Origin of the sequence: Paenibacillus barcinonensis, assembly GCF_003217495.1 — a bacterium.
Lineage (GTDB): Bacteria > Bacillota > Bacilli > Paenibacillales > Paenibacillaceae > Paenibacillus > Paenibacillus barcinonensis.
The window spans coordinates 1-13,086 of record NZ_QJSW01000032.1 but is presented as its reverse complement, the minus strand read 5'-3'; the positions used below and the strand labels follow the sequence as shown (position 1 = coordinate 13,086).

At 47.7% G+C, this 13,086-nt stretch carries 13 protein-coding genes; 11 read left to right on the top strand and 2 right to left on the bottom strand.

What is annotated here, in order from left to right; all coding sequences use genetic code 11:
- The first annotated feature begins 95 nt into the window (after positions 1-95).
- The 6 genes from DFQ00_RS26655 to DFQ00_RS26630 all read left to right on the top strand — a co-directional run bounded on the left by DFQ00_RS26655 (position 96) and on the right by DFQ00_RS26630 (position 5,821).
- On the top strand, positions 96-995 hold the full coding sequence (locus DFQ00_RS26655; RefSeq protein WP_341866288.1) for a DegV family protein: 900 nt from the start codon (positions 96-98) through the stop codon (positions 993-995).
- A 208-nt stretch (positions 996-1,203) separates the two neighbouring features.
- A complete protein-coding gene (gene thiD, locus DFQ00_RS26650; protein ID WP_110899458.1) occupies positions 1,204-2,016 on the top strand; it encodes a bifunctional hydroxymethylpyrimidine kinase/phosphomethylpyrimidine kinase in 813 nt (270 codons plus the stop codon).
- Between the two features lie 297 nt (positions 2,017-2,313).
- The gene (locus DFQ00_RS26645; protein WP_110899457.1) at positions 2,314-2,994 is read left to right on the top strand and encodes a response regulator transcription factor; all 681 of its coding nucleotides are present in this window, start codon (positions 2,314-2,316) and stop codon (positions 2,992-2,994) included.
- Positions 2,991-4,754: a sensor histidine kinase gene (locus DFQ00_RS26640; RefSeq protein WP_110899456.1), complete on the top strand. Its 1,764-nt coding sequence runs from the start codon at positions 2,991-2,993 to the stop codon at positions 4,752-4,754. The genes DFQ00_RS26645 and DFQ00_RS26640 overlap by 4 nt, the downstream gene beginning before the upstream one ends.
- Before the next feature lie 21 nt (positions 4,755-4,775).
- A complete protein-coding gene (gene pssA / locus DFQ00_RS26635) occupies positions 4,776-5,321 on the top strand; it encodes a CDP-diacylglycerol--serine O-phosphatidyltransferase (RefSeq protein WP_110899455.1) in 546 nt (181 codons plus the stop codon).
- Between the two features lie 14 nt (positions 5,322-5,335).
- On the top strand, positions 5,336-5,821 hold the full coding sequence (locus DFQ00_RS26630; protein ID WP_110899454.1) for a DedA family protein: 486 nt from the start codon (positions 5,336-5,338) through the stop codon (positions 5,819-5,821).
- Between the two features lie 978 nt (positions 5,822-6,799).
- Here DFQ00_RS26630 and DFQ00_RS26625 read toward each other — a convergent pair.
- Positions 6,800-7,453 carry a transcriptional regulator gene (locus DFQ00_RS26625; RefSeq protein ID WP_110899493.1) on the bottom strand — a complete coding sequence of 218 codons (654 nt, stop codon included), beginning with the start codon at positions 7,451-7,453 and terminating at the stop codon, positions 6,800-6,802.
- Positions 7,454-7,886: 433 nt separating this feature from the next.
- On the bottom strand, positions 7,887-9,077 hold the full coding sequence (locus DFQ00_RS26620; protein ID WP_110899453.1) for a cation:proton antiporter: 1,191 nt from the start codon (positions 9,075-9,077) through the stop codon (positions 7,887-7,889).
- 410 nt (positions 9,078-9,487) lie between these two features.
- Between DFQ00_RS26620 and DFQ00_RS26615 the strand changes: the two genes are divergently transcribed.
- The 5 genes from DFQ00_RS26615 to DFQ00_RS26595 all read left to right on the top strand — a co-directional run bounded on the left by DFQ00_RS26615 (position 9,488) and on the right by DFQ00_RS26595 (position 12,977).
- Entirely contained in the window at positions 9,488-10,042 is a 555-nt protein-coding gene (locus DFQ00_RS26615) for a DUF420 domain-containing protein (RefSeq protein WP_174812315.1), read from the top strand.
- A gap of 75 nt (positions 10,043-10,117) precedes the next feature.
- Positions 10,118-10,861 (top strand): 2,3-diphosphoglycerate-dependent phosphoglycerate mutase, encoded by a 744-nt coding sequence (gene gpmA / locus DFQ00_RS26610; protein WP_110899452.1) that lies wholly within the window; start codon positions 10,118-10,120, stop codon positions 10,859-10,861.
- 324 nt (positions 10,862-11,185) lie between these two features.
- On the top strand, positions 11,186-11,368 hold the full coding sequence (locus DFQ00_RS26605) for a hypothetical protein (protein WP_110899451.1): 183 nt from the start codon (positions 11,186-11,188) through the stop codon (positions 11,366-11,368).
- A gap of 184 nt (positions 11,369-11,552) precedes the next feature.
- Entirely contained in the window at positions 11,553-12,461 is a 909-nt protein-coding gene (locus tag DFQ00_RS26600) for an aldo/keto reductase (RefSeq protein WP_110899491.1), read from the top strand.
- 189 nt (positions 12,462-12,650) lie between these two features.
- The gene (locus DFQ00_RS26595) at positions 12,651-12,977 is read left to right on the top strand and encodes a thioredoxin family protein (protein WP_110899450.1); all 327 of its coding nucleotides are present in this window, start codon (positions 12,651-12,653) and stop codon (positions 12,975-12,977) included.
- Positions 12,978-13,086: the final 109 nt, after the last annotated feature.

Here is a 13,086-nt window from a genome sequence, read left to right as displayed (position 1 = left end):
ACAAGACATTCGGGGATGAATGACTTTATAATGAAGGGGTTAGACAGGCAAGCGTTTACAATTGTTTATATTAAAATTTTAAATAACCGCCGGGCATGTGCCTGACGTTAGTAGGATACAGAACGAACAACCCGGCAAGAGAGAAGGATGTCATGAAGAAAATTGCATGGGTCACCGACAGCACCAGTACACTGGATTCCGCGTTTGCGGAGCAAAATCATATCTACATCGTGCCGCTGCGCATCGTATTTGGCGAGGAATGTTACCGGGAAACCGAGGAAATCTCATCGGATATGTTCTATGCGAAGCTGGAGGCATCTTCCCGCTCGAGCAGCTCACAGCCGCCAATTGGTGAATTTATTGAGCTGTATGAGTCACTTCAAGGCGAGTACGATGAGATCATTACGATTCATTGCTCCACTGCACTTAGCGGAACACTCCATACCTCAATGCAGGCTGCGGAGATTGCAGGTGTGAAGGTAACCGCAATTGATTCAAGAGCAGGAGCCTATCCTCTTCGCGAGATGATCATGCAAGGGCTGGAATGGCAGAAGCAGGGGTGCTCTCCCTCCGAGATCAAAGCCAATATTGAACAGATGATTGATAACATGTCGTTTTACCTGATCCCTGCGAGTCTTCAAAATCTTCACCGTAGCGGGCGTGTGACTGGAACACAGCTGATTATAAGCCAACTGCTCAAGATTCATCTGTTGCTTCGGTTCGAAGAGGGCAAGGTGGTCGTGAATGAGAAGATCCGCACGTTTAGACGCACGAAAGAGCGTATGCTTGATATGCTGAAGAAGGACATGGAGAAGGTCAAACATGTGTGCATCATGCATGCGAACAATCATGAGGAGGCTCACACCATCAAACAGCAGATTACGGAGCTGCTGCCTCGCCTGAAGACGGAGATCATGCCGTTTATTCCAGTCGTAAGTATTCATGCTGGCGCCGGTACCATAGGGCTGTGCTGGATTCGCAGTGATAAAGCATAGGGCATTGAACGAATAAGGAATCCTATACCCACCTGATCCAGCACACTTGAAAGTTCAAGTGCCTGTCTGGTCAGGTTTTTTTGGTTCTATCCCTGCCATGTTCATCAAACTGAAAACCATGCGCGGCATGGCTTGACATGCCATTGACATCCGCTCGTACAAGGGATAGGATAGTGTCAACTGAAACACGAAGGAGATTAGAACGACCATGACTATTCCTAAAACGTTGACCATCGCAGGTTCAGATACGAGCGGCGGTGCAGGTATTCAAGCGGATTTGAAAACATTCCAGGAGCTGGGTGTATACGGGATGACCGTATTGACAACAGTTGTTTCCATGGAGCCTGAAACATGGGATCACCAGGTATTTCCTGTAGAGTTGAATGTGGTCGAGGCTCAGCTTCGTACCGTTCTGGACGGAATTGGTTTTGATGCAATGAAAACGGGCATGCTCGGTTCAGTCGATATCATTGAGCTTGTCGCCAAACATATTCGCCGCAGTGGTCTGCCACAGATCGTTATTGATCCGGTTATGGTCTGCAAAGGTACAGATGAAGTGCTGCAGCCGGAAAACACGGAAGCGATGATTGAATTTCTGCTGCCAGGTGCAGATCTCGTAACGCCGAATCTGTTCGAGGCTTCCCAGCTGGCGAAGAGTGGCCCGATTCGTTCCAAGGAGCAGATGGAAGCTGCTGCAGCGACCATTCATGCTCATGGTGCCAAACATGTACTGATCAAAGACCGTGGTGTGATTAACCCCGGTAAAGCGATGGATCTGCTTTATGATGGTACAAACTATGAATGGTTTGAAGCTGATGTTGTTGGTTCCGGGTATACGCACGGTGCAGGATGTACAACCTCCGCTGCCATTACCGCAGGTTTGGCCAAAGGTCTGTCCGTGAAAGAAGCTGTGCGTGAAGGGAAAGCCTTTGTAACGAAAGCTATTGCTGGTGGATTCCCGTTGAACCGCTTTGTTGGACCTACACTTCATGTTGCCCATCGTCTGGAGCATCAACGTTAATTATCGTCATGGAGGCAGGGTTTTCACGTAAGGATACCTGCTGCGTCATCGTTTATGATGATAATAGCATTCACCAAATTTCATCTAAGGAGCGGTCAACAAACAGTGCATTGCTTGTTGGCCTCTTCTTTTTTTCTGTTCTTTTTGATAAAAAATAGTAACTTTTGGTATATATTAATCGTATATATGGTGAAGCTGAACGCTGTATGTAACTGGATGGATATGGATACTTCAGGACACATGAACGACACATGAAGCAGGTATGTTAATGTAAGAAATCGAGAAGGAGAGTCGGTCATGGTCAGAACCGTGCTGCTGGTAGAAGACGAAAGCCGCATTCGAGAGATTGTGGCCGATTATTTTATAAAAGAAAAATGGAATGTCATTGAAGCTGAGGATGGGGTGCAGGCATTGGAGCAGCTTGCCCAGCACCAGGTTGATCTGGTCATTCTGGATGTATTGATGCCTGAAATGGACGGGTGGACATTATGCGGTCATATTCGTGCCACTTCCACCGTACCTATTATCATGCTTACCGCAAGATCAGAGGATGATGATAAAATCCATGGCTTCCAGCTAGGGGTTGACGATTACGTCACCAAGCCGTTCAGTCCTCGTGTCCTGGTTGCACGGGCTGAAACGCTGATGAAACGAGTGGAAGGTGCAATCGGGAGAGAGCAGGGTATTATTCGCTTCGGCGAGGTTACGCTTGATCCGTGGGCCCGACGTTTGGAGATCAGCGGGGTAGAGGTAGAGCTTGCCCCAAAGGAGTATGATCTGCTTCTCTATCTCGCTCGAAATGCCGGTATCGTTCTGTCCCGGGAAGCGATATTGAATCGGGTATGGGGATTTGACTTTGAAGGTGACTCCCGTGTCGTGGATACTCACATCAAAAAGCTCCGCAGCAAACTGGGCGATGAAGCGAAATGTATTCGTACCGTCATTGGTACGGGGTATCGTTTTGAGGCCGAGACATGAGAAAAAACGGCGTAACGATGAAGTTGTTTCTGGTCATGGCCGGATTTCTGCTTGTATTATACGGAACAACGGTACTTGCCCAGCTGATCTGGTTCCCCGATTTTTATCAGCATCAGAAGATCAGCAGTATGAAAAAAAAGCTGTCCAAGTTTGAACAGCAGTATTCCTCCAGCCGCTGGAGTGATCTGCAGCTTGCCAAAGAAACGGGCAAATTCATGCGTCAAAATCAGTCCCATCTTGTCATTCTGACAAGCACAGGCAGGCTGGTGAACGATCCTTTTCACATTACGCTGTTACAGGAAGACGGCAAGCATGTCAAGGTATCACTGTCTTTGTTTATCAATAGCGAGAACGCCGGCTGGATCAGGTCGCATCTGAAATTTGGACAAAAGCTGACCGTGAAGGGGCCTTCAAGTGATCAGAGCGCTCCTGAGTCGATGGTATATCCATTTAAAATTCAGGACGGGGCTTCGACTGCATGGGGAACCGAAAGCTTTCAGGAATCACTACTGCCTGTGCAGGAATGGACCGGGGTATTAACAGAGATTGTGCTTCCAGATCTCGCTACCTGGAGTCAAAGACAAGGCCTGCTTGTGCAGGCGCTCGACAGTAGATTTCCGTTGTCGGCAGAGGATCAGAAGGTGTTGTCCAGCGGAAAGATGCTCAATGAAGAATGGGTGGACAGCTGGAGTGGTGTCCGCAACGTTATCACCATTGCTCCGGTACATCGTGCAGGGGCAGAGCAACAGCTAATCTTCTCTTTAACCTCGTTGCAGGAGATGCGGGAGGCGAATGAAGCTACACGCTTATTTTACGGGTATTTCGGTATCGGAGCATTTGTGCTGATATTGTTGCTTGCACTTCTTTTATCACGATTCATAACGAAGCCGCTTCTGGCCTTGAACCATGTAGCCAAGAAGATGTCCACGCTGGACTTTACAGTGAAATCATCCATTCGACGTAAGGATGAGATAGGCAGTCTTTCGGACAGTCTGAATGCTTTATCAAGTACACTCGGCCAGACGCTGGAGGAACTGAAGCAGGCCAATGACCAGATGCGTACCGATATGGAGCTGAAGCAGCAGATTGAACAGCGTCAGCGCAAGTTTTTTGCCGATGCGTCTCATGAGCTCAAGACACCGATCAGCATTATTAAAGGCTACTCCGAAGGTCTGAAAGACGGGGTAAGTGAGGGCAAACGAGAGCGATATATTGAGATTATTGCTGACGAGGCCATCAAGATGGAAAATATGGTGGAAGAGATGCTTGATCTCGTGAGGCTTGAATCCGCGGCAATTCAGCTCAATACCGAAGCAATTGCTCTGGATGACATGATCGAAGATATTGCGGGACGTCTTGGGCCCCAACTGAAAGATAAAGGGCTCGAGGTGGTGCTGGTGTCCACGACCGAGCAGAGTATTGAAGGCGATCGAAGCAAGCTGGAGCAAGTATTTTACAATATTTTAATGAATGCTATACGTCACGCGATTCCACAAACCGATATAATGATTGAGATCAGCAGGCATGAGGGTTGTGTACACGTGACGATTGAAAATAAAGGTGAACACATTGCAGAAGAGGAACGGCAATATATATGGGAGAGGTTCTACCGTGTAGAGCGCTCGCGCAACCGCAAAATGGGGGGCACCGGTCTGGGGCTGGCTATTTCCAAGCAGATTCTCGATCTGCACGGATGCGGGTATGGCGTAGAGAATACATCGGATGGCGTACGCTTTTATATTTCATTTCCTAAAGCCTAGTATGAAAGGAAGTTAAATCTTATGAAGTCTTTACCGTCTATTTTAACCTTGGGGAATTTAAGTTCAGGAATGCTGGCGGTCATTATGGCCATTCATGGCGAGTTTTCCCTGGCCGTGACGATGATATGGGTAGCTATGGTTTTTGATCTGTTCGATGGATATGCGGCACGCAAGCTGCATTGTGAAGGGGAGTTTGGCAAGGCGCTGGATTCACTGGCTGATGTAGTATCCTTCGGAACGGCACCTGTACTCATTCTGTATCTCAATTCAATGACTGAAGTAGGTATGCTGGGCATGGCATTAACGGCATTGTTCCCGGTGTGCGGTGCGCTTCGGCTTGCACGTTATAACTGTCAGAAAACACCGATTAGCGGTTTTGTAGGGATGCCGATTACTTTTGCAGGGGGGCTAATGTCCTTCTTTGCACTCTGGAGCCCTTATTTTACAACGGGTGTGGCGTATCTTGTTATTGTTGTGTTATCTGGTCTCATGGTTAGCCAAATCCGTTTCCCTTCATTGAAGCAAATACTGCCCTCTCATGAGAAGGATATTGTGGAACCGAAATAAGGAGCGAGTCAGTAATGGAATTTGCTAAAGAATTTATTGGTCAATATGGATATTTTGCGATCTATGGTCTACTCGCTTTGGGTGTCTTTGGGATGCCAATTCCGGATGAGGTGATGATGACCTTTGTTGGTTATCTCGCCTCCATCTCGGTTCTGAATTATTCTGTGTCCATTGCGGTCAGCTTTGGCGGGGCATTTACGGGCGGGCTGCTCAGTTATACCATTGGCAGGAAGGCCGGACGCCCCTTATTTGATAAATACGGCAAATGGATCGGGGTAAATGCCAAACGGTTCAGCAGGGTGGAGACCTGGTTTCTGAAGTATGGATCCTGGTCGATCATTCTCGGGTATTTCATCCCCGGCATTCGTCATCTGATGTGCTGCTTCTCCGGCATGAGCCGTATGGCGATGAGCAGATACGTTCTTGTATCCGGTATTGGCGCATTTGTCTGGTGTGTGGTGTTTATCTCCATTGGTTTCTATGTAGGTGTATTAACGTAAATGGGACAAGCCTTTGTGCAGGAACTGGAAACTTTTTTTGAAATACAACTCAGGATTGAAGACCTCTTTGTGTGTAAGGTGGTCTTTTTTTATTGTGTATGTCGCGCTAGCTTCAAAGTCCTGTACTGCTTGCGTATGGCCTCATTCGCACCTCACCAGCATGAGTGGCATTAGTAAGCAAGATCAGGAAATCTTGTTCCTCCATTAGCTCGAAGCATTAACGGATTGGATCAAGACTAACTTCCCTAGGGGAGTGGAGGGGAACAGGCTCTTGCTGCTTAATTCTGAAAGAAAGTCTGACTCAGAAGGCGGCAAACCACCTCGGATGCACCTGAGCTGTGTAATAGAGGTACATCAGTGCACGTCAGGAGCGCGGCAGAAGCACGTAAGCACGTCACGAGCACGAAAAGAGTATCAGAGACACGGGAAGCGCATCAGAAGCACAGAAGCACAGAAGCACATCAGAAGAACATAAGAAAAGTGTATAAAAGCACATCAGAAGAGCATTAAGTGGTACGCGGGACTCGATGTGAAAATAAACAAATTCATTGCATGTATCGCGCATTCCATAAAGTAGCCCCTCAAACTCATTCCATGCTTTAATCCACGCTGAATCCACTCCAGACTAGAGCAGATCCAACCTAGGTCCAGCCTAAGTCCAGCCTAAGTCCAACTAAGTCCAGCCTAAGTCCAAAGCATCCTCACAACAAACCAAGCTCTAACGATCTCAGATAATCTTATTTTGGGAATCTGAACCGGTTTAGAATTCTAACGATCACCCGAGAGCTTATTGCAGCCGAATATCTGGAAATATCCCCGTTTTATAGCCAAATGACCCGATTAAGGTTTCCTGAGATCGTTAGAAAATGAAAAGGTGTCAAATCCTCCAAATAGCGTTTCTGGGGATCGTTAGAAAAAAGTGACATTTAGAAAGTCCCCCACACGCTCAATCCACGCTGATGACTTTACTCACTTGCCTCACAGTCGCAATGCATACGTTCGATATCGCTGAGTGCCACTCGCCACATATACCATTTGCTGCTCAAGCAGCCTCCTAAGTACCCTTCGGGTCTGGACATCGGAGATTCGCAGATGGGCAGCCAGCTCCGAAGGTGCAAAAGGGCGAACAAGCCGTCTCGCATAGCGGACAGTCTCCGCTTCCAGCCAGTTCAGGGACGCAGATACATCCGAGGCCATGAATTTCCCCATAAAAGCCAGCACCAGCTGCTGACACTGCTTGGGTTCATCCTGGATGGACAGATAGGCGATCGGTAGAAATATCCAGTCATCCAACGTTAACAGACAGTGGCGCCAGCACAGATCTTTGAAACGTCTCACATCCAGATCACGAGCATGCGGACCGTAGCCTTGAATTTCGATGCCACCTTTTACACCGTTGCCTGGTAAATATGCCAGATCCAAATAACGATAGCCGTTGTGAAAATCCCGAACTTCCCATTCAGGATACAAATGGTTGAAATTTTTCATCACCGGAAACCAGACTACACGCAGAAACTCCAATGTGGCATGCTCAAGTCCTTGTTCAATACGGGAACGTACCCTCGGGTTTGTTTCTTTATCCAGCAGCACTCTCATCCACTCTTCATAAGCCTCTTCAAAATCACGACCCATTGTACCCACGGCAAACCTCTCCTTCACAAATCAGCTTATAAAATACAAAAAAGCCGCTTTGTCATTCCCGACCTTCACAGTGGAAGGAAAGAAGAAAGGACAAAGCGGCGTGTGCTTCACGACCGACAATGATTTATTTTCTAATCTTAATTACATTCGATTATAACGTAGATGCTGTGCAGATGCTATTCCCCAGCTACGGCAAGAGGAAACAGCAACTACTATAGCATACCTAACTCATTCAGCGTGATACCTAACTCATTCAGCGTCATACCACTCACTCAACGTCATCCCGAGTCATACATACTACCCCATTGACTGATCACAGGTACCACCCAACTCATTCACGCAAGCAACACACATCCAATTTAAACTCAGCATACTTGTATATCGGCCTTTCAGCAAAGCTCTTCACATTCTACGCGAGGCTGTCTTATCCGTTCAGATGTGATTCTTCAATGCCGCGCTCCACACGCTGTTCTCCCTTTTTGCGGGCAAACGTGATTTTGAGCAGAGGTGGAGTGACGAGTGTGGTGATGATAACCATGATTACAACGCTGGTAAAATACTCAGAATCGAGTAAGCCTGATGCAAGCCCAGTGGAGGCAATAATCAGTGCAACTTCCCCTCTGGAGATCATGCCCGAACCGATAGCAAGTGAAGAGGCACGGTCAAACCCGGTCAGACGAGCACCGACACCACCACCAAGCAGCTTGGTTAGAATAGCCACAATGCTAATAACAACGATTAGCCAAATTTGAGAGCCTACACCCTCGAAGGTTACGTTAAGTCCAATGCTGACAAAGAATACTGGAACAAAAATACTGTAAGCAATCGGCTCGACTTTTTGCTCTACCTCATGTTTGAAGCCGGTTTGGGAAATGGCAATGCCTGCCGCAAATGCACCGATAATGCCTGCAACACCCATCCACTCCGCGAAGTAAGAGAAGCCAAAGCAGATAATCAATCCCGCGGTAATGACCGTTTCCGTTACCCGGAGAGGGGCCATCCATTTCATGATACGTGGTACGAGCAGCCAACCGACTGCAATGATGATCACGAAGAACAGCAGCTTTTTACCTATAAGCAGGCCGATGGAAACATCTCCACCACCCGTTCCGAGCAGGCTCATCATCACCGCAAGCAGCACAACAACGAGCACATCATCCACAACGGCGGCCCCCAGAATGGTCGTGCCTTCGCGTGAGCCGAGCTGATCCATATCCTTCAACGTTTGTACGGAGATGCTGACTGAGGTGGCGCAGAACAACAATCCAAAGAACAGTGCATGAGTCTGCGACATGCCAAAAGCAATAGCCGACCCATATCCTCCGATAAAAGGTAAGATAACCCCGCCTACCGCTACAGCGAAAGCAGCCTTCCAGTTTTTCTTCAATTGGTCCAGATCCGTTTCCAGACCTGCGATAAACATAAGCAACAATACCCCGATTTCGGCCATGTAATGAATAAAATCAGTTTTTTCAACCCAGCCAAGCAGGGCAGGTCCAATCACAACACCTACAATAAGTTTTCCCAGCACCGACGGCTGGCCTAATCTGACAGACAGATCACCCGCAAGTTTGGTGAAGATCAGAATTAGAGCAAGAACGAATATAAATTCCACAGACGGTTTCTCCTCTCTGTTCGCAGCATACTTAGAATAACCCTTCCAAGGAAAAATAACCCCGTCCAGCCCTTTAACAAAACAAAAAGGCACAGAACAACGATAACCCTTATCGTCCCATGCCTGAAAAAGACAAAGAGGGGCCCTTGGTGACAGGCTCCTCCGTATCCATGCGTATGTGATTAAGTACATTAATTATACCACATATGGAGCGCTGGGTAAAATAGAGCTTGGGTAATATGGGATGAAAATCCCCTCAAAGGGGCATTTATACGTAAGGACAGATTTTTTTGTTCAGAGTGTTGTCACTTAACAGCCCCGAACAGCCGCGATATAATGATATAGAACACAGAAAGTTAGGATATGAGGAGGATTTTGCATTGGCTAAAAAGGAAAGAGGGGATCTGAACATGTCATCCAATCAGACAGCCCCGACCAGTAATAAAAATTTTGCAGGTATCATTATTACCATCTCCATTCTTGCTAACGTTATAATCCTGTTATTGTTTTTCGCACCATCCATCGGTTACAAAGGCCAGGTTACATTTGACATTACCGTGTTGCCGCGCTTTAATGCCGTATTTAACAGCTTTACCTTTATCTTTTTGCTGGCTGCGCTGATCGCGATTATCAAGCGTAACGTCAAGCTGCACAAGCGCTTTATCCTTGCGGCATTTACGACCACGCTGCTGTTTCTGGTGACGTACCTGACCTTCCACTACCTGTCCCCGGAAACATCCAAGTTTGGCGGCGAAGGCATCGTTCGTACCATCTATTTCTTCATTCTCATTACACACAGCATTCTGGCCGCGCTGATCGTACCATTGGCGTTGTTTACGCTGGTATGGGGCTGGACGAACCAACTGCAGAAGCACCGCAAAATTGCACGCTGGACTATGCCAATCTGGCTGTATGTAAGCTCTACAGGTGTGGTTGTTTATCTGATGATGGCGCCGTATTATTAATTCATTTCATATCATGAATGGTTAATGAGATGCATTATGTTTTGAGAGAGCTACAGTAGGAAGGGGGTTCGCGTGATGTACAGAATCGTGTTGATTCGTCATGGACAGAGCATGTGGAACGTGGAAAATCGCTTTACCGGTTGGACGGACGTGGATCTGACCGAAGATGGATACGGAGAAGCGCGCAAGGCGGGCAAAATTTTGCAGGAGCAGGGATTTGATTTTGATTGCGCCTATGCCTCGGTATTGAAGCGTTCTATTCGTACCTTGGATATTGCACTGGATGAGATGGACCTGATGTGGATTCCGATCACAAAGACCTGGAAGCTGAACGAGCGTCACTATGGCGCACTACAGGGACTGAACAAACAGGAAACGGCCTTGAAATACGGGGAAGACCAGGTTCACGAATGGAGACGATCCATTCACGTTTCCCCTCCGGCTTTGGAAGAGAGCGATGAGCGATATGTCCAGGATCTGGACAAGTACAAACGTCTGGGATGCACCATTCCGCGAACAGAGAACCTGATGGATACGTCCAAGCGAGTGCTGGAATATTGGAATGCAGAGATCAAACCGATGGTTTCTTCGGGCAAAAAAGTGCTGATCTCCGCGCATGGCAATACGCTTCGTTCACTCGTCATGCATCTGGACCAATTGTCCGAAGCAGATGTGATGGCGCTCAACATCCCGACAGGCATTCCGCTGGTCTATGAGTTGAACGAAGAGCTACACCCGACAGGTCATTTTTACCTGACGGCCGATGGCTCCACATATCAACATGAAGAGATGAAACACGTAGCCACACCGTCAGATTAAGGACGGGCACGAACCGTTTATCTCGTTCAAGGCATAAGCTCTGTGAAGCACTGTAGAGCTGGACTTATTAACTCGATACCGAAACACATCTCCAGAAGATGATTGCCAGTTTAATGGGTAATCATCTTTTTTCCAATAAAGTATCTTTAACCTGATCAGCAGGTACTGCCCTCGAAGTGAATTGTGTGAAATCTTTAGCTCGAATTATAGAGTAAGAAGTTGGTTTATTTTCACAGGCAGAGCTGTTTCTCGTTTCGTTTACTTCAGAGCGGGTAAAACTCAAACAAGACACGATGTACATGAATCCTGAAGGAGGAGAGTTACATGTCCAAACGCAAATTGCTTATGACAGCGATCGGAGCTGGCGTGACGTATCTGATGAGAAATAAACAGGCCCGGGATAAAGTAATTAGCACCGTATCCAGTATGGTGAAAAGGAAAGGGTCCTCTTCAGCCCGCAGTGCCAAAGCCCGAGTGGAGGTCAATAACAGGGAGTGGAGAGACTGAGACAGGCTGAATCATAAAGAACATGGTGAAGCAGAACCCGGGACGATGTGTTTCGGGTTTTTCTGTATATGCCTTGGCATGGCATACTGTGCTTGTATGCGATTTTTGCCAAGAAGAATGATACAATGGATACTTGCAGAACGTATGGAGAGGAGAGACGTTTATGGAAAAAGAGAGCACGTCCATGAAACAAAATCGTCTGGGCACATCTGACTTGATGGTGAGTGAGATCGGGCTGGGCTGTATGTCACTTGGAACGGAAGTTAAACCGGCGGTAGAGCTGATTCATGAAGCGCTGGATCGTGGGGTCAATCTGCTGGATACAGCAGATTTATATGATGCAGGCCGTAACGAGGAAATTGTGGGACAAGCGATTAAAGGCCGCCGCGATCAGGTAATTCTGGCTACCAAGGTAGGGAACCGTCGTATTCTCGGCAAGCAAGGCTGGTCATGGGACCCATCCAAGGCTTATATCAAGCAGGCTGTTCACGAAAGCCTCAAGCGGCTGCAGACGGATTATATTGATCTGTATCAGCTGCACGGAGGCACGCTGGATGATCCGATGGATGAAACGATTGAAGCATTCGAGGAATTAAAGCAGGAGGGGCTTATTCGATATTACGGCATCTCCTCCATCCGTCCAAATGTCATTCGTGAATATGTGGAGAGATCCTCCATTGTTAGTGTGATGAATCAGTACAGCGTGGTTGATCGCAGAGCAGAAGAGGAAGTATTGCCTGTACTTGAGCAGCATCATATCAGCGTCATCGCTCGTGGGCCGGTGGCCAGCGGTGTGCTGGCTGACTCGGGAGTGGCCAAGGCGGACAAGGGTTACCTGGACTATACGCCAGAGCAGCTGCATCATATCCGTCAAGGACTTGCGGGACTGGTCACGGATAACCGCAGCATGGCACAGACGGCGATTCGTTATGCGCTCTCCCATCCAGCGGTGGCGGCTGTTGTTCCAGGTGCCAGCTCCAGAGCGCAATTGCTGCACAACATTGCCGCTTCGGCTTCGGCGGCACTTACTGCAGCCGAAATCCAGACGATTCGGGAGCATCACCCTGCGAATCGCTACACGCAGCACCGCTGATGGACGAAGACCTATTTTCAAATGTAACTATTCGAGGTACAATAGAGTCAGGCGTTAGCCTGTACTGTCAAAAAAATCTTAACGAGCCAACGGCAACAGCCCAGCTCTGATGTAATCAACGTTAGCTCCGCGAAACTGTAGCTGAACAAGCAATATATCCAAAAATCACCTTTAAGGAGAGAACCTCTAATGGAAAGAATACAAAGTGAACAGCAATATCGTGATCTGATTAACTCTGACGGTTTGACCGTGATCAAATTTGATACAACCTGGTGCCCGGATTGCAAAAACCTTGACCGCTTTATCGGGGATGTCATTGACCAGCACACGGATAAATCCTTCTACGCGCTAGATGCGGAACAATTCCAGCCGTTTGCTGACGAAAATGGCGTGCGCGGCATTCCAAGTCTGCTCGTGTTCCAGAACGGCAAAAAGCTCGCACATCTGCACAGCAAATGGGCCAAAACGCCTGCTCAAATCTCCGAGTACCTGGAGACACTTGAATCCAAGGTTTAAGCTCAGTTCATAGAGGGGCTGTCCCATAAGTCATAAAAATGAATTGGGATAGCCCCATTCTCCAAAATTGTGCAACAAAAAGAAACCGTTCCTTGGTAAAATGGAAGTG